Origin of the sequence: uncultured Victivallis sp., assembly GCF_944391105.1 — a bacterium.
Classification (GTDB): domain Bacteria; phylum Verrucomicrobiota; class Lentisphaeria; order Victivallales; family Victivallaceae; genus Victivallis.
Window position 1 is genome coordinate 41,985 of record NZ_CALXSK010000005.1, and the last position, 16,385, is coordinate 58,369.

The 16,385-nt window shown below is 59.4% G+C and carries 11 protein-coding genes; 5 read left to right on the plus strand and 6 right to left on the minus strand.

The features are described 5' to 3' along the window. Nucleotides 1-18 precede the first annotated feature (18 nt). From Q0K10_RS03090 to Q0K10_RS03105, 4 genes are all read right to left on the minus strand, one after another. On the minus strand, nt 19-3,534 hold the full coding sequence (locus Q0K10_RS03090; RefSeq protein WP_294503017.1) for a sugar-binding protein: 3,516 nt from the start codon (nt 3,532-3,534) through the stop codon (nt 19-21). After that, the gene (locus Q0K10_RS03095; RefSeq protein ID WP_294503019.1) at nt 3,534-4,349 is read right to left on the minus strand and encodes an H-X9-DG-CTERM domain-containing protein; all 816 of its coding nucleotides are present in this window, start codon (nt 4,347-4,349) and stop codon (nt 3,534-3,536) included. Before Q0K10_RS03095 ends, Q0K10_RS03090 begins: the two co-directional genes overlap by 1 nt. 157 nt (nt 4,350-4,506) lie before the next feature. Then, nucleotides 4,507-5,493, minus strand: coding sequence for a LacI family DNA-binding transcriptional regulator (locus tag Q0K10_RS03100; RefSeq protein WP_294503022.1), 987 nt, complete (start codon nt 5,491-5,493; stop codon nt 4,507-4,509). Nucleotides 5,494-5,703: 210 nt separating this feature from the next. Beyond that, nucleotides 5,704-6,513, minus strand: a complete 810-nt coding sequence (locus Q0K10_RS03105; RefSeq protein ID WP_294503025.1) for an AraC family transcriptional regulator — start codon at nt 6,511-6,513, stop codon at nt 5,704-5,706. Nucleotides 6,514-6,622: 109 nt separating this feature from the next. Here Q0K10_RS03105 and Q0K10_RS03110 point away from each other — a divergent pair, with 109 nt between their 5' ends. Both Q0K10_RS03110 and Q0K10_RS03115 read left to right on the plus strand, forming a co-directional pair. Further along, the gene (locus Q0K10_RS03110) at nt 6,623-8,803 is read left to right on the plus strand and encodes a pyruvate formate lyase family protein (protein WP_294503028.1); all 2,181 of its coding nucleotides are present in this window, start codon (nt 6,623-6,625) and stop codon (nt 8,801-8,803) included. Next, complete coding sequence (locus tag Q0K10_RS03115; RefSeq protein WP_294503030.1) at nt 8,800-9,693, plus strand: glycyl-radical enzyme activating protein; 894 nt, start codon at nt 8,800-8,802, stop codon at nt 9,691-9,693. Before Q0K10_RS03110 ends, Q0K10_RS03115 begins: the two co-directional genes overlap by 4 nt. 28 nt (nt 9,694-9,721) lie before the next feature. Here Q0K10_RS03115 and lepB read toward each other — a convergent pair whose 3' ends face one another. Then, nucleotides 9,722-10,924: a signal peptidase I gene (lepB, locus tag Q0K10_RS03120; RefSeq protein WP_294503033.1), complete on the minus strand. Its 1,203-nt coding sequence runs from the start codon at nt 10,922-10,924 to the stop codon at nt 9,722-9,724. A 24-nt stretch (nt 10,925-10,948) separates the two neighbouring features. Next, on the minus strand, nt 10,949-12,757 hold the full coding sequence (gene lepA, locus Q0K10_RS03125) for a translation elongation factor 4 (protein ID WP_294503035.1): 1,809 nt from the start codon (nt 12,755-12,757) through the stop codon (nt 10,949-10,951). Between the two features lie 166 nt (nt 12,758-12,923). On the opposite strand from lepA, the gene folB reads away from it, so the two are divergent. The 3 genes from folB to mutS are packed head-to-tail and all read left to right on the plus strand — an operon-like array spanning nt 12,924 to nt 16,385. After that, nucleotides 12,924-13,277 carry a dihydroneopterin aldolase gene (gene folB, locus Q0K10_RS03130; RefSeq protein WP_294503037.1) on the plus strand — a complete coding sequence of 118 codons (354 nt, stop codon included), beginning with the start codon at nt 12,924-12,926 and terminating at the stop codon, nt 13,275-13,277. A gap of 5 nt (nt 13,278-13,282) precedes the next feature. Beyond that, nucleotides 13,283-13,861: a flavin reductase gene (locus Q0K10_RS03135; protein ID WP_294503040.1), complete on the plus strand. Its 579-nt coding sequence runs from the start codon at nt 13,283-13,285 to the stop codon at nt 13,859-13,861. Next, nucleotides 13,848-16,385 (plus strand): DNA mismatch repair protein MutS, encoded by a 2,538-nt coding sequence (gene mutS / locus Q0K10_RS03140; RefSeq protein ID WP_294503042.1) that lies wholly within the window; start codon nt 13,848-13,850, stop codon nt 16,383-16,385. The genes Q0K10_RS03135 and mutS overlap by 14 nt, the downstream gene beginning before the upstream one ends.

Consider the following 16,385-nt stretch of genomic DNA (forward strand, 5'->3'; position numbering starts at 1 on the left):
CAGGTATACTGGCAACAGCTACTGCAGAACCAGCAAATTGAAGACGTCGGGACTCTTGCTGTCCGCGATGCCGGATCCCCATGAGAGGAAGCCGTCGCGGCCTTTGCCGGAGTTGCTGTTCACGAGCAGCGAAAATCCGATCTTCGACCCCGGCGTCAGCTTCAGCTGGAACTCCTTCGCATCGAAGTCGACGAGGTAGAGGTTGTGGTTTTTCTCCAGAGGAACGAAGGTGAGTTTTGACGCCTTCATCAATCCGGAAGGCGATCCGATGTGCCGGAAAATCGTCCCTCGCGTACCGGTTTGAGCGACCGTCACCTCATGCCACCCGCCGCCCGGACGACCATCACTTCCCCGCTGCTGAAGCGCGATCTGCAGCGAGTCTCCGTTCCAGGCGCTCTCCGCCGGATAGGGCTGATGGAACGATTTATCCGTTACGAGAACCTGGATTTGAAGTTTTTCGGCATCGTAAAACGCCCGGAACCGGGCGGAGATGTTCGGCTCGATCTCGCCGCCCTGCCAGCTCTTCCAGTTCGAGCTCGCGCTGAAATCGGTCCAGTCATCGGCCGAGAGCAGCTGGGAAAGTTTGAGGTCGTCGCGTCCGAACCCTTCCGGAAGCTTCGGCGTCGCCTTTTCCTGAACCTCCCACGGACGCACCGAAAACGCGAGCGGCAACGCATTCTTATTCCGGTCGATGATCCGGATCAGGCGGAACTGTCCCCGATTGACATTCGGCTCCATGGCGACCCGGAACGCGATTGCCTGTCGGCCGCCCGGTGGAAGCGTCAGTTCCTTCGGAATATCCTCCAGAATTTTGACGCCTGCGGGGAGCACGAGTGCCGGACGCACCGTCTGCGTCTCATTCGAACAGTTCTGCAATTCCACGTTGAACCGCGCATCACGGAAGTTCCGCACGTTGTAGCCGAATGCGTTGAACGTCATATCCGAGACATCCAGTTTCGCCCGGAAGACAACCGGCGCGACCGTGCGCGGTTCTGCCCGGTCGGCGAAATTGCGTGCGAGTTTGAAGTATTTCATTGCCCTGGTGTCTGTCTCGATCTTTCCGTTCAGTTTCCGCATCGGCAGCTTCAGATAGGCGATCTGGCCGTATGCTTCGAACGCGCCGGACTTCCGGCCGAGCGGATGGCCGTCGATCGCAAACACCTCGCCGCTCACCCCCGCCGGAAGCGCAAACTTCCCGTCCGGCTGCCAGAGGAACACCAGCGCATCGTTCCCGCTCCGGAATACGCGTGCCCGCTTTGTCTTCGCCCCCTTGAGGTCGCCCGCATATTCCGCCCCCGCAAAGAAACGGGCAAGGAACGCATAGGCCGCCATCGAACGCATCGGCGTGTGATTGGCGTCCATCATGCCGAAGTTCTTCGCTCCTTCCGGATAGAACTTATATTCGAAGGCAAAGTAACGTTCCACGCCAAGTGCCTTGAACTCCAGCGCTTTCCCGACAATTCCGGCCGCGGAGGCCATGTCTTCCCGCGGAACGGCGCGTTCTCCGTTGGAGTTGTTCCACGGGGTGCCGCATTCGGTGATCCAGATCGGGATTCCCGCCCGAGGATGACGCAATGCAAGTTCGCGTTCGCGCAAGCCGGCGACGGTCGGCTCCATCGCTTCGATTCCGGCGTAGGTGTGATAGCTCATCACGTCGCAGGTGTCGAGCATCGCATTGGCAAGGTAGGCGTCCTGAAACGCCGTTCCCGGCCACGGGTGCGCGAAGACGCCGCCGACGATCCTGGTGTCGAGTCCCGCCTGCCGGGCTGCGAACGAAACCGCCTTCGTAAAACTCGAAACCCCTTCCGCCGGGCGGTATGACCCGAATCCGAGATCAGGTTCGTTCCAGACTTCCAGCGCTTTGAGCGTGCCGCTGTAATGGCGCATGATTTCCACCCAGCTCTCTCCCGTTTTCTTCAGGTGATTCGGGAAGGGATTCGGTCCGAATTTCTCCGGATCGAGCTTCTCCCGGCTCCACGCGGGCGCATCGTGGAAGGTGTCGAGGGTTTTGATTCCCTCTTCCGTGGCGATTTTCCGATAGAGCGCGAAGTTGTCGCGATAGAGGAATTTCCCTTCTTCCGGTTCGATGTTGTTCCAGCTCAGGCGGTCGCGATTCCAGAGAATGCCGTTCCCTTTGAGAATGCGGCAGTAGGAGCGGATCACGGCTTCGTTCAGCAGGGGGCGTCCCCAGCTGAAGGAGGTGTCGATTGCGAAGAACTCGTCCGGAGTTTCCGCCGTCACGTCGCACTGGAAGACTCCGACTTGAAACGCCAGCGCCGGAACGGTGTATTCGAGCAGACCAACATAACCGCGCATCGGCGGAAGTTTCAGCACATTCCGCTCCGGATCGAACTTTGCCGTATCTCCGGAAAAGATCACCTTCCCCTGATAATCCCGGACGAAAAAGCGGCGGAACGCCTCTTCCGGTACGTCCGGTTTGCCCGAGAGCTGGAGTTCCACCGGCGAGGAATCCGAGGTTGAGCGGAACAGCCTCTCCGGAGAGACCGGCTTGAAACGGATCTGGCCGGCGTCCTGATAGTTTGGGGTGTAAAGTTTGATATTGGAGAACTCGACGACAGCCTGTTTATCCACCAGCCAGCTGTGGAAGGAGAAGGCGAATCCCCGGATCGGAGAACGCAGAATCCCGTCGTTGCTGCCGCCCCAGTGGTGTTCCGGCGACCCCGCGACCGGAAGCGTGATCTCCTGAACTTCTTCAGGATTTCCCGAAAGAGTGAGGTAGTGCTGATGGATCTGCCCGTCCGAATCCTGGAATCGCAGATCGATCCCTTTCGAAGCGGTTTTCACATGGAAGGAGATGGCCGAGAGTTCCCGCGGCGTTTGAAAGTGATGCCAGACCGCGACGTAACTGCCGCCCTTCGTGAAGTCTCCGTTGAGCCGGAGCGTGTCCAACCCGACGAGTTCGCAGGACCCGGTCGCTCCCGGAAATTCCGGCCCGTTCGTGAAATCCCAGGTGTTCGATTCCTCGCCGGGAAGCAGCGGTATCGCGTAACCATGTTGCGGCGGCGGTTCCGGTTTCCGGAACTTGATTTCCCGGATCTCCTGACTGGTTATCCGTTTGTCGGGAAAATCTCCGCGGTGGGTGACGATCGCCACCTCCCGAACCGGCGGACGGAATACCCCGTCGTTACGTCCGCCCCAGTGGTGTTCCGGAGAGCCGGATGCCCGGATCGAGCTCGTTTCCCAGGTGTTATCTCCCTTCAGCGGCAGAAAGTGCTGATGGGTCTGCCCGTCCGAATCGGTGAACCGGACGGCGATCTGATCGGCTTTCCCGCGGGTGGAGAACGTGACCAGCAGCAGATTCTCCGGCTTCTCGAAGCGATGGATCATCGCGACATAGCTGCCGCCATGCGTGAAATCCCCCTGAAGTTGATAACTTTCATCGGGTTGTTTGAGCAGCTTTCCGGTCGCCCCCTTGAACTCCGGTCCGTTGGAGAATCTCCAGGAACCGGCCGCCGCCGCGAGCGGCAGCAGGAATCCGAACAGAAAGATTCGTTTCAAAATCAGGTTCCGCATCAGTAAATTCCCATCCAGTGAATGTAGTTGCTTTCCGTCCACGCCCACTCCGGAAGCGTCAGAGCTCCGGTGAAGGCGTAGGCGTTCGAGAAGAATTTCGAAGTGACATGACCGTCGAAGTACATGAGATTAACCTTTCCGGTGTGGCGGGCGTACGGCGCGCCCTGACCTCCGCCGGTTCGGTACGCGCAAATCGCCGGGTAGGAACAGCCGTCCGGGTTGTTCTGACCACTGCCTTCGACCGAATCCATCATGAAGAACAGCTGGGATGGACGTTTGATCATCGTAGATTTGTTGGTTTTTTCGCAGGTTCGTCCGAGCATGAGCGGCCACTCGTAGATGTTGTGATTGATGTGTTCATTGTAACCGTAACTCGATCGCCATGCCGCACTCCAGTCTTTCGGATTCCGCACGTTGGTCGTCACCGGGCAGCCGAACAGCTGTTTGGTCGTGGTGAAATATCCCGTATCGTAGAGCAGAAAGTGCCAGAACATGAAGCTGTAATCCTGGCAGAGCTCTTTCGACTGCGGTTTGCGCTGGACATAGAGCGGAAGAATGAAATCGTCATAGTCCCCGCTGTACATCTGGGCACAGATTCCGATCTGCTTGAGAGCGCTCATGCAGCTGGCCTGCTTGCCTCTTTCCCGCGCCTGATTCAAGGCGGGCAGCAGCATCGCCGCCAGAATCGCGATGATCGCAATTACTACAAGAAGTTCGATCAATGTGAAATTGCGTTTGACTGGACGCGGTGAGGAAGCGAGTGGTTTTCTGGAGACCGGCTGGTTGGGATGATTTTGAGGAATTGCAGTTCTCATGACAGTTTCCTTCTTGATTCGTAAATTCTGCCGCCGCAGCGGACCGTAATTTGTGAAGATCTTATCGTTTTCCGTCGGAGTCCTCCCGCGCTCCGGTTTCTCTGATGAAATCTGTTGAGTTGGATTGAAATACTTGAACCATATTGAATCGGGCTTGTCAAAGTCTGCCCGGGATCGACCGGATACCGGAAACCGGGCCGGGTGACTGCTGAACGAGAATGCCCGGAATCCCCGGATTGGCCAGCCGGTAGAGCAGCATCTCCACCGCCCTCGCGGCCATGGCGGGGAGATTCAGGTCGATCATCGTCGGACTCGGGTAAAAACTGTTCAGCAGCACCGATTTGTCACAGACCAGGATATTGCTCCCCGCGTATTTTGACAGCAAGCCGAGCGCTTCAAGCGCGCAGCAGAGCTTCACTCCGCCGAAGGCGTTGAATCCGAAAAAACCGATCCTGTCATCTCCGGATTCAATATACTCCCGCATCCGGGAGGTGAAGTCCGGATCCTCGCGCCGGAACGAGAGTGGAGTGGCTTCGACCCCCATCGCATTCATCTGCAGGAGAAATTCCGAGATGCGCGGATGATTCGGAATCAGCACCATGTCTTCCCGCCAGATGACCACCGCACGTTTCACGTCCGCCTTTCGGAAGAAATCGCACGCGATTCTCACAACTTCACAATCGTTGGTCGTGATCCGGTCCAGTCCCGGTTTCATCGGGTCCCAGCCGAAGATCTGGGCCGCAGGGAAGTTTTCCGGAAGCTGAACCCCCTTCAGATCGTTGTAGTAGATCGCTCCGGAAAATTTCTTCAGCAGAGCGGGATTCTCCTGCAGTTCCTTCTGGTTGAGATACTCGTATTGAATTCCGTGCCCGTTGAGTCTCTCCAGAATGGTGGGCAAAATTCCGTCGCGCACAGGATCTTCTTCCCCGTCATCATAATGCAGCAAAGCCAGCAGAGCGGAGCGGCTGTTTTTCCGGTTCAGCTGCGGTTTGGGACGGCGATTGTAGGCGCGCGGCGTGAAGCCGTACTCCGCGGCTATCTTCTGGATTCTCTCCTTGACTTCCGAAGAGACCTGCGGCGAGTCGCGCAGCGCCATCGATACCGTTGCCGTAGTTACCTGAGCCTGCCGGGCAAGATCAGTCATATTTCTCAATTTCCCTGCAACGGCCATTTTTTTCAAAATCCTTTTTTAAGTTTTTTTATTTTGTTTTCCTGTGATTAATTATACCCATTTTCATGCTTCATGTCAATAGGACGAATAAAAAAAATTTAAATATAATTTTAAGTAATTTTAAGTTGAATTGCGCTGACCGGCCGCCGGGTCGGGAGGTTTCCCGCCTGCCAGTTCCGCCGATCAGGAGAATTGCCGCCGGCGAAAGTCCCGGGGGGAGAGGCCGGTCTCCCGTTTGAAGACACGGGAGAAGAAGAAGGGATTTTCCCATCCGAGGCGGTTTGCGATTTCCGCGATGGTGAGCTTGTTCTGCAAGAGAAGTTTGCGGGCCTCCTGCATTCGGCGGTGCAGGCGGAACTCCCCGGGCGTCATGCCGGTTTCGGCCCGGAACAGCCGGAAAAAAAGCGTCCGGGACATCCCGCACATGGAGGCGAGGAGTTCGGCATCGGGTTCTTCCCTGAAATGATTTGCGAGAAACTCCACCGCACGACGGCACCGTTCGATCGGACGCGGCAATTCGGACTCCGGCAACGGTACGCAGAACCGCATTCCCGCCGCGCAGAGGCGGGTGGTCAGAAGCTCTATTTCGATCGCGCTCTTCCGATCGGTGGCGGACAGACGTTCCTGCAATTCACGGATCGTGGCGCAGATCTCTTCGCTCTGAGGCGCTGAAATCAGCACCCGTTCCGGCCGGCAGCGATCGAAAAAATCCGTCCCGTCCGCAAACTCCACCGAGATCCCGGCCGCAAATACTCCCAATGGATCGTCCACGTTGGAAATCACATAGCGGTGAATCTGCGGTGTCAGCAGAAACAAAGTGTGCTCTTTCGCATCGACCGGATACTCGCCGCCGTTTTTGACCACAAGCGTGCCGGTTCCATGCAGAGTCATCATCCATATCATGAGGGGCGGATGCACCCACTCCTTTTGTCGGTATGGATCGAGCTCCATATGGGAGTACCAGAAGAGTCTCGATGTGATTCCTTCGAACATTGTGTACGATCCGATATGTTTTCCGTACGTTCTTATCAGGTGAAAATCCGGAATTCTGGTATACTATACAATAGAAATTTTTTTTTGCAATCCGGAACAGGAGGACAAAATGGAAACTCTCCATGGCACATTTGAACGGATTCGTCCGAAGCTGGAACGGCAGTATCTGGAGGTCGAATTTGATCCGGCGACCGGCGTGGACGGCGCGGAGTTGACGCGGCTCTCGGATGCGTATGTGAACGCTCATCCGGATGAGCCGGTCATCCGCACGCGGGCGGCGCTGCTCGAACTGGTTCTGACCAGGGGAAGGATCGGCATCGATCCGGATGACTGGTTCGCGGATCATCTTGCAACGGGTGATGGAATCCGGCATTTTCTCAGCCGGCGGATGGATGAGGTGCAGAAATCGTTTCCTGAATCAGAAGAGCACCAGCGAAGTGACGGCGCGCGTTCCGGCTGTTTCGACTGCTGGCTTGACCTGAGCCACACCACGCCGGACTGGAAGAGCATCCTTTCGCTCGGGGTCTGCGGGTTGCGCGACCGCGCGCTCGCGGCGGAGAAGAGCGCGAAGTCTCCGGAAACGCTGGAATTTTTCCGTGCGGTCTCCCGCGTGTTCGAGGCGATGAGAATCTATCTTCTCCGTCTTGCCGAACTTGCGGAAAAGAAGGGGGCGATCCGGGTCGCCCCCGTGCTGCGGGCGCTTTCGGAGCGTCCGCCCGAGTCGTTCCACGAGGCGCTTCAGCTCGCGTATCTCTACCATGAAGTGCAGGAGATCGAGGGGGAGCTTGTGCGTTCGATGGGGTGTTTCGACCGGCTGTACATCGATTTCTACCGGCGGGATATCGAGAAGGGCGTGCTGACGCGCGATCAGGCGAAAGAGCTTTTGAAGTTCTTCTGGATCAAGTTCTACGCCCGGACGCAGGGGTTGCAGGCCGGTAAGAATTTCTGTTTCGGCGGCCTGCTTCCGGACGGTTCCGACGCGGTCAACGAGCTGACTGTTCTCGCTTATGAGACCTACCGCGAGATGCGCGTGGTCGATCCGAAGCTCACGATGCGGGTTCACTCCGCTTCGCCGGAGGCGATGCTGCTTCAGGTCGCCGAATGCCTGAAATCCGGACTCACCGCGACGGTGTTCATGAATGACGATGTGCTCTTTCCGCTTTTTCTGAAACGCGGAAAGTCGCCGGAGGATGTCTATGACTACGTCGCGATCGGCTGTTACGAACCTGCGATCATGGGACGAGAGATGTGCTGTTCGATGACGATCATCTTCAATCTCGTCAAGCCGCTGGAGCTTCTGCTGCACGGCGGCGAGGATCCGGCGACGGGTATCCGCCTTTTCGATGTGCCGGAACGGGAATTCCACAGCTTTGAATCATTTTTCAACGCCTATCTCTCGGTGCTGAAAAAGCTGCTGATGCGGGCGATGCACATCGAACGGCTGCGCACCGCGACCTGGAGCCGGGTCAATCCGTCTCCGCTGCTCTCCGGCACGATGCCCGCGTGCATCGCCTCCGGACGCGATGTCTCCGAGGCGGGGACGAAGTACAATCAGTCCGGCGTGATGTGTGCCGCGATCGGCAGCGTCGCGGATTCGCTTTTTGCGGTGAAGAAGCTCGTGTTCGAGGAGAAACGCTGTTCGCTCGGGGAGCTTGCGGAAATCCTCCGCTCCGACTGGGCCGGCCACGAGGAGTTGCGTTTGTACGCGAGAACCCGTCTGCCGAAATGGGGAAACAACTGCACGGAACTCGATGAGTTTGCGCGCATCGTCACCGGGTTTGCCGCCGATCTCATCAACCATGAGCCGAACGGCAAAGGGGGGAGCTTTCAGATGGGGTTGTGGTCGATCGATCACAACCGGTCGTTCGGCCGGATGACCGGGGCGCTTCCGGACGGCAGGCGGGCAGGAGAGGAGCTCTCGAAGAATGTCGGCAGTTCCGCAGGCATGGACCGTCGCGGCGTGACGGCACTCATCAACTCCGCGGGGAAACTCGATCACACCTCGTTCCCGGATGGTTCCGTGCTCGACATCACGCTGCATCCGAGTGCGGTTTCCGGTGAGGACGGCGCGAAGCTGATCGTCGACCTTGTGCGCACTTATTTTGAGAAGGGGGGGCAGTCGATCCAGTTCAACATCTTCGATGCCGAGACTTTGCGGAAGGCGCGGCAGGAACCGGAGAAATATGCGAATCTGCAGGTTCGCGTCTGCGGCTGGAACGCGCGGTTCATCGATCTTTCGCCCGAGGCGCAGGAGTCGTTCATCGCGGCAGCAGGGGGAGAGGATCGATGAAACTTTCCGTCCCGATTGCGGAAGTCAAGCGCATGGCGGTTCACGACGGGCCCGGTGTGCGGACCACGGTTTTTGTGAAGGGGTGTCCGCTGCACTGTCTCTGGTGTCACAATCCGGAGTGCATTTCGGCTCGTCCCGAAATCATGTTCCGCGCCGCACGGTGCACCGGATGCCGCCGCTGTGAGGCGGTCTGTCCGAACCGGGCGCATCGGATTGCGGAAGAGGGGCATCACATCTTCCGACGCGAGCTCTGTACGGCGTGCGGTGCATGCGCGGGGGTCTGCTTCTCCGGCGCACTCACGCTGTGCGGGAAGCCGATGACGCCGGAAACGCTGCTCGGGGAACTGCTTGAGGATGTCGATTTCTACCGGGTTTCCGGGGGAGGTGTGACGATTTCAGGCGGCGAACCGCTGCTTTATCCCGCTTTCTGCCTTGCACTCTTTCGGCTGCTCGGGCGGGAGAAGATTCACCGGGCGCTCGACACCTCTGCTGCGGTTCCGTGGGAGGCGTTCGAACGTGTTCTGCCGGAGTGTGATCTGCTGCTCATTGACTTCAAGCACCCCGATCCGGAGCGCCACCGGGCGCTGACCGGGATGGATAACCGGCAGATCCGGGAGAATCTGCGGAGGCTGCAGGCATTCGACGTTCCGATCGAGATCCGAATCCCGTTTGTTCCCGGGTACAACGATTCCCCGCGGGAACTCGAAGCTGCGGCGGAGTTCCTCGACTCGTTGCCGCGCGTGACGCGTGTGCGGGTTCTCGCCTATCACAGTTTCGCCCGCTCGAAGTACGCCGCCGTCGGACGGCGTGACACGATGCCGCAGGTGGAATCCCCCTCCCGGGAGCGGGTCGAGGCTGTCGAGCAGATCTTCCGCGCCAATTGCGCATGAAGTCTCCGGCCGGCTGTATGAACGGGCCTTACTGCCGGTACATGACCGGAAAGGTCATATCCTTGACCGGTTTTCCCGTCGGAGCGTCGACCGGACCGACCCGGTCGATCAGCCCCCAGCGGCGCGTGAACGGCCAGAACGCGACCCACGCCTTGCCGACGAGATTCTTCCGGGGAACCGCCCCGAAGAAGCGGCTGTCGAGACTGAAGCGCGAGTTGTCCCCCATCATGAAGTAGTGGTCCTTCGGAACGACGTACTCCTGCTGCGGCGAGGCGATGAGGTTCCCCATTCCGTTCAGGTGGCCCTGATAGCCGCCTTTGCCGCTGTAGAGTTTTTCAAAGGCCGGGGCGATTTCGTAGATCGGGCGGAACTGATCCTCGCCCGCAGGTTTCACTTCGAGCACATTGTTCACAATCCGCAGCGTGTCCCCGGGGAGCCCGACGAGACGCTTGATGTAGAAAAATCCGCTCAAATCCGAGAGTTTCTTCCCCTGGGCCGTGAGCCCGTCGGTCGTGAACACCATCACGTCGCCGCGCTTCAGAGGCGCAAGATAGATGCTCCAGCGTTCGACAAAAAGATGATCCCCCATCGAGACGAAACCGTCCGCCAGCGTGTCCCCGGAGCGGTAGCGCCGCCCCGCTTCGAGATCGGCGTATTCAATCACCTTGCGCGCATCGCCGGGAAGCTGGTAACGCGTGTTGCCGATCGTGAACGAGGTTGTGTCCGAGAGTGTCCCGGATGTGCGGAAGGAGTTCGTGTCGAGTTCTCCCGGACTCTTCACCTGCGCCTGCGCGCGGCGGGTCGAGAAGAGCAGCCACTCCAGCGGCGCAGGCAGTTTCCCGAGCAGCGGATTGACCTTCGTCTCCCGGTCGATGTAGTGAATCCCGAACAGCGTCGGCTGCATGCTGCTGGTCGGAATCCGGAACGGCTGCAGAAACAGCGCCCGTATCCCGAACGCCACCGCTCCCACGACGAGCAGCAGATCGAGCAGCCCGCGGATCGACTGATACCGGTACGGCGGAACCGCCCTGCGGAAGCGGGACGCGTATTCTTCGAGCCGTGCATCGACCTCTTCCGCCGGAGTCCCCTTCATTTCGAGGTGCAGCGAGTCGAGATCCTCCTTCTGCTTGTCTGAAAGCAGGTCGTCGTCATTGTGGCGGCAGAGTTTGATCTCGTTCCTGAGTTTTGCGAGGCGTTTCTTCGCCCGGTGTCGTTTCCAGAAGTTCATCATGAGCCGTCGCTTTCTGCTTTCTCTTCAGTTGTCGTCATTCGCCTTGAGCACTGCGACAAACGCCTCCTGCGGGATGTTCACCTGACCGATCTGCTTCATGCGTTTTTTGCCTTCCTTCTGCTTTTCAAGCAGCTTGCGCTTGCGCGTGATGTCGCCGCCGTAACATTTGGCCAGAACATTTTTGCGCAGTGCGCGGATGCTCTCGCGCGCGATGATCTTCCCGCCGACGGCGGCCTGGATCGCGATCTGGAACATCTGCGGCGGAATCACTTCCTTCAGCCGTTCCGCGAGCTGGCGGCCGCGGCTGTACGCCATGTCGGTGTGAACGATCGAGCTGAAGGCGTCGACCGGTTCTCCGTTCACGAGAATGTCGAGCTTCACGAGCCGGTCGGCGCGGTAGCCGGAGGGTTCGTAGTCCATGCTGCCGTAGCCGCGTGTGATCGATTTGAGCTTGTCGTGGAAGTCGATCAGGATCTCGTGCATTGGAATTTCAGCCGAGATGATGACATGTTTCGCATCGACGGAACTGGTGTTCGTGCAGACTCCGCGCTTGCTCATGACCAGATTCATCACATCCCCGATGTATTCGGTCGGGATCATGATGTGGCAGTCGATGATCGGCTCCTCGATCCGGTCGATGCCGGAGGGATCGGGCAGAAACACCGGGTTGTCCACCGGAATCATCTCGCCGGATTTCATGTAGACGTGGTAGATCACCGACGGATAGGTCGCGATGATGTCGCAGTTGTATTCGCGCCGCAGCCGCTCCTGGATGATCTCCATGTGCAGCAGCCCGAGAAATCCGCAGCGGAACCCGAACCCGAGCGCGGCGGAGGTCTCCGCCTGGTAGAGGAACGCCGCGTCGTTGAGCTGCAGCTTGCCCATGCTCGCCTTGAGCTGATCGTAGTCGGCCGTGTCGATCGGATAGATGCCGGAAAAGACCATCGGACGGATCTCGCGGAACCCCGGCAGCGGATGGGGGCAGGGGTTCTTCACGTCGGTGATCGTGTCGCCCATCTTCGTGTCGGAGGGGCTTTTCAGGTTCGGCAGCAGATAGCCGACGCTTCCGGCGGAGAGTTCCTCCGCCGCGCGCATTTCCGGACTGAAGAAGCCGACCTCCTTGATTTCGCTTTCGATGCCGTTGTTGAAGAGCCGGATGCGGGTCCCGCGCCGGAAGCTGCCGTTTGTGACGCGAACGTAGTTGACCACGCCGCGGAACGTGTCGTACATCGAGTCGAAGATGAGTGCGGCGGAGCCTTCCATCGGCGGTTCCGTCGGAGCGGGGATGCGTTCGACGATCGCCTCCAGCAGTTCGGCGACTCCCGCTCCGGTTTTGCCGGAGACCAGAAGAGCTTCCTCCCGCGGCAGGGCGAGCACCTCCTCCATCTGCTCGTAGCAGAGATCGAGATTCGCCGCGGGCAGGTCGATCTTGTTGATGACCGGAATCACCTTGAGATTCTGCTTGAATGCGAGGTTCACGTTGGCGACGGTCTGCGCCTGAACACCCTGGGAGGCGTCGATCAGCAGCAGCGCCCCCTCGCACGCTCCGAGAGAACGCGAGACCTCGTAGGTGAAATCCACGTGTCCCGGGGTGTCGATCAGATTGAGTTCGTAGGTTTTCCCGTCACCGGCCTGATACTCCATGCGGACCGGATGGGATTTGATCGTGATGCCGCGCTCGCGTTCAAGATCCATTCCGTCGAGCAGCTGGTCCTGGAGATCGCGTTTCGCGACCGTTCCCGTGAGTTCGAGCAGCCGGTCGGCAAGCGTCGACTTGCCGTGGTCGATGTGCGCGATGATGCAGAAATTGCGGATCAGTTCGAGTTTTGCCATATTCCTTTGCCGTAGTGAACCGGTGAAATCCATAAATTTATCTTCTAATATAGCACTTTTTCCATTGCAAAACAACTTTTGCTTTTGCGAAAAGCGGAAAATCGTGGTATTGTAAGAACGGCGGCGGTCGGAGCATCGTCGCGGCTTTCATTCAGTGGCGGGGATTATGGACAGAATTTTCATCAACGGCCTCCGGGTCAACGCGTTGATCGGCTGTTATCCGGCCGAGCGGGAACGGCGGCAGGGTATCACGCTCGACCTTGAGCTCGGGGTCGATCTTTCTGCGGCGGCGGTGAGCGACGAGCTTTCCGACACGGTCAACTATGCCGAACTTGAGGAACGGATTCACTCGCTTGTTTCCGGGTCGCGTTTCAAGCTCATCGAGGCGCTGGCCGGCGCGGTCGGACGTCTCGCGCTCGAATATGAACGCATCCGGTTCGTCCGGGTGCGGGTCGACAAGCCCCGGGCGGCGAAATACGCCCGGTCCATCGCCGTCGAACTGGAATTTCACAAGGAGTAATGATTATGCCGGAATCGGAAAACTGGAAAGAGATCGATCCCGCGGAATTCGCCTGCAGTTCGTTCCGCATCTGGAAGGATGACTGGCTCGTGCTCGCCGCGGGTGAATTCCCGAACGGAAAATACAATGCCATGACGGTCGGCTGGGGATTTTTCGGCTGTATGTGGGCGGAACCTGCCGTGACGGTCTTTCTTCGTCCACAGCGTTATACGCTGGAGATCCTCGACCATTGCGATACGTTCACGCTTTCGGCGTTTGCCCCGGAGTACCGCCGGGCGCTCACCGCGATCGGGCGGGTTTCCGGGCGCGAGGAGCCCGGCAAACTTGCGAAGGCCGGGCTGACTGCCGTCAGATCCGCCCGGGTGGAGGCTCCCTCCTTCGCGGAAGCGGAGCTGGTGCTTGAGTGCCGCAAACTTTACCGCGCGGAGATGTCCGGGCGTCACTTTCTCGACAAGAGCCTCATCGGCAGACACTACCCCGAGCGTGACTACCATGTCTGCGTCATCGGCAAAGTCGTCCGGATCGCGGGCGATGAAAAATATCTGAATCCGGAAGCGTTGATGAAACAGTATGGCGGACATTAATCTCACACCCATGATGCAGCAGTACCGCGAGGCCAAAGCCTCGATCCCGCCCGACGCGGTGCTGCTCTTCCGGCTCGGGGACTTCTACGAGGAGTTTTTCGAGGATGCCGAGCGGGTCAGTTCCGTGCTGGAGCTCACGCTGACCCGCCGCCAGGGGTATCCGATGTGCGGATTCCCTTATCATGCGCTCGACACCTATCTGCCGCGGCTCGTCGCCGCCGGCGTGAAGGTCGCAATCGCCGAGCAGATGGAGGATCCGCGCCTTGCGAAAGGAATCGTAAAGCGGCAGATCACGCGGATCATCACGCCCGGAACCATCGTCGACAACGCGCTGCTGAATCCTTCGAGCAACAACTTCCTGACCAGCCTCGTGCAGGGCAGGGGGGGCGAGTGGGCGCTGGCGAGTCTCGACATCAGCACGGGGGAATTCCGGGTCTGCTGTGTTTCGGAGCCGGATAAGCTCGTGACTGAACTCAATCGCCTCGGTGCGCGCGAATGCGTCATCAGCCACCGGCTCGACGCGCAGTTCGAGGAGGAGGGGTCCCGGCCGGAACCGCGGGCAAAACTGCTCTGGACAACGGTGGAAAACGACTTTTTCGAACTGGACCGCGCGACGGAGCTGCTGCTGCGCCAGTTTCAGACCGCCACGCTCGACGGATTCGGGCTGCGCGATCTGCCGCATGCGGTTTCCGCCGCCGGCGCGGTGCTGCGCTATGCGACCGAGAATCTGCGTCAGGATGCGGCGCACATCACCCGGATTGAGCTTTACAGTCTCGACCATTCGCTCGAACTCGACTCGATCTCTCTGCGGAATCTCGAACTGGTCGAGACGATGTTCGGTACCGGCAAGAACGGCTCGCTGCTCGGAGTGCTCGATCACACTGAAACGCCGATGGGGGGCCGGAAACTGCGCGGGTGGGTGCTGCGTCCGCTCTGCGACCACGATGCGATCGTCGCGCGGCTCGACGCGGTCGAGGCATTCCGTGACGATCCGCTCACGCTGGCGGAACTGCGCGAGACGATCGGCGTCGTGCGCGACCTGGAGCGCATCGTCGGACGGCTGAACGTCGGGAATGCGAATCCGCGCGACCTTCAGACGCTGGCGGTTTCCCTCGGCGTGCTGCCCGGCGTCAAGAGTCTGCTCTCGATCTTCGACGTGCCGCTGCTGGAGGCGCAGAACAACCGGCTCGAACTCTTTCCCGAGCTGGTCGACCGGATCGAGCGTGCGATTGCGGAAAATCCGCCAGCACTGCTCTCGGACGGCGGCGTGATCCGCACCGGATACAGCACCGAACTCGATGAACTCCGCAGTGCCGCGACGGATGGCAAGGCGTGGCTCTCGCAGATTCAGCAGCGCGAACAGGAGCGCACGGGAATCCGTTCGCTGAAGGTCAAGTACAACTCGGTTTTCGGCTACTACATCGAGGTGAGCAAGGCGAATCTCGCGATGGTGCCGGAGGATTACGTCCGCAAGCAGACACTGGTCAATGCGGAGCGGTTCATCACGCCGGAGTTGAAGGAGCTCGAGAGCAGGATCCTCGGCGCGGAGGAGAAGTCGAAAGCGCTTGAAGTGCAGCTGTTCCAGGAGCTGCGCGAATTTGCGCTGCAGTACACCCGCCCCATTCAGACCGCCGCCGACGCGCTTGCGGAGATCGATGCGCTCGCGAGTCTTGCGGAGTGCGCGCGGCTTCACGGGTATCACCGGCCGCAGATTTTCGACGACGACCGGCTCATCATCAAAGGAGGACGCCACCCCGTTCTCGACGCGGTGCTCGGCTCCGGGAAGTTCGTTCCGAACGACTGCCTGCTCGACGGCGACCGCAACCGCATGATGCTGATCACCGGTCCGAACATGGCGGGCAAATCGACCTATATCCGCCAGACGGCGCTGCTGGTGGTGCTTGCGCAGATGGGGTCGTTCGTCCCGGCCGACTCGATGGAACTCGGGCTCGTGGACCGGATCTTCACGCGCGTCGGCGCGGCGGACGATCTCGCACGCGGCCAGAGCACCTTCATGGTAGAGATGGTCGAGACTGCGAACATTCTGAATCACGTGACGCCGAAGAGCCTCGTCATTCTCGACGAGATCGGACGGGGAACGAGCACGTTCGACGGGTTGTCGATCGCATGGGCGGTTGCGGAATTTCTGCACGACGATCCGTCGTGTCGCTGCCGGACGCAGTTCGCCACGCACTATCACGAGCTGACCGAACTTGCGCAGACCCGGCGCGGCGTGAACAACTACAACGTTGCGGTGAAGGAGTACGGCGACCAGATCATCTTCCTGCGCCAGATCGTGCCCGGCAGCACGGACCGCAGTTACGGGATCCACGTTGCGAAACTCGCGGGAATTCCGCAGCCGGTCATCGACCGGGCGAACGTGATTCTCGAACTGCTCGAAAAGACCGCCGACGCCCCGCGCGAGGCGATGGCCGCATTGCCGCGCCGAACCGTGAAGTCGAAGCGGCGCAGTCGGAACGATGCGGACGAAAACGACGACATGATTCAGCTCCGGCTGCTGTAA

What these genes read in the sequence shown, in the direction of transcription:
- Q0K10_RS03090 (WP_294503017.1), bottom strand. Translation starts at nt 3,534, where the DNA reads ATGCGGAACCTGATTTTGAAACGAATCTTTCTGTTCGGATTCCTGCTG.
- Q0K10_RS03095 (WP_294503019.1), bottom strand. Translation starts at nt 4,349, where the DNA reads ATGAGAACTGCAATTCCTCAAAATCATCCCAACCAGCCGGTCTCCAGA.
- Q0K10_RS03100 (WP_294503022.1), bottom strand. Translation starts at nt 5,493, where the DNA reads ATGACTGATCTTGCCCGGCAGGCTCAGGTAACTACGGCAACGGTATCG.
- Q0K10_RS03105 (WP_294503025.1), bottom strand. Translation starts at nt 6,513, where the DNA reads ATGTTCGAAGGAATCACATCGAGACTCTTCTGGTACTCCCATATGGAG.
- Q0K10_RS03110 (WP_294503028.1), top strand. Translation starts at nt 6,623, where the DNA reads ATGGAAACTCTCCATGGCACATTTGAACGGATTCGTCCGAAGCTGGAA.
- Q0K10_RS03115 (WP_294503030.1), top strand. Translation starts at nt 8,800, where the DNA reads ATGAAACTTTCCGTCCCGATTGCGGAAGTCAAGCGCATGGCGGTTCAC.
- lepB (WP_294503033.1), bottom strand. Translation starts at nt 10,924, where the DNA reads ATGATGAACTTCTGGAAACGACACCGGGCGAAGAAACGCCTCGCAAAA.
- lepA (WP_294503035.1), bottom strand. Translation starts at nt 12,757, where the DNA reads ATGGCAAAACTCGAACTGATCCGCAATTTCTGCATCATCGCGCACATC.
- folB (WP_294503037.1), top strand. Translation starts at nt 12,924, where the DNA reads ATGGACAGAATTTTCATCAACGGCCTCCGGGTCAACGCGTTGATCGGC.
- Q0K10_RS03135 (WP_294503040.1), top strand. Translation starts at nt 13,283, where the DNA reads ATGCCGGAATCGGAAAACTGGAAAGAGATCGATCCCGCGGAATTCGCC.
- mutS (WP_294503042.1), top strand. Translation starts at nt 13,848, where the DNA reads ATGGCGGACATTAATCTCACACCCATGATGCAGCAGTACCGCGAGGCC.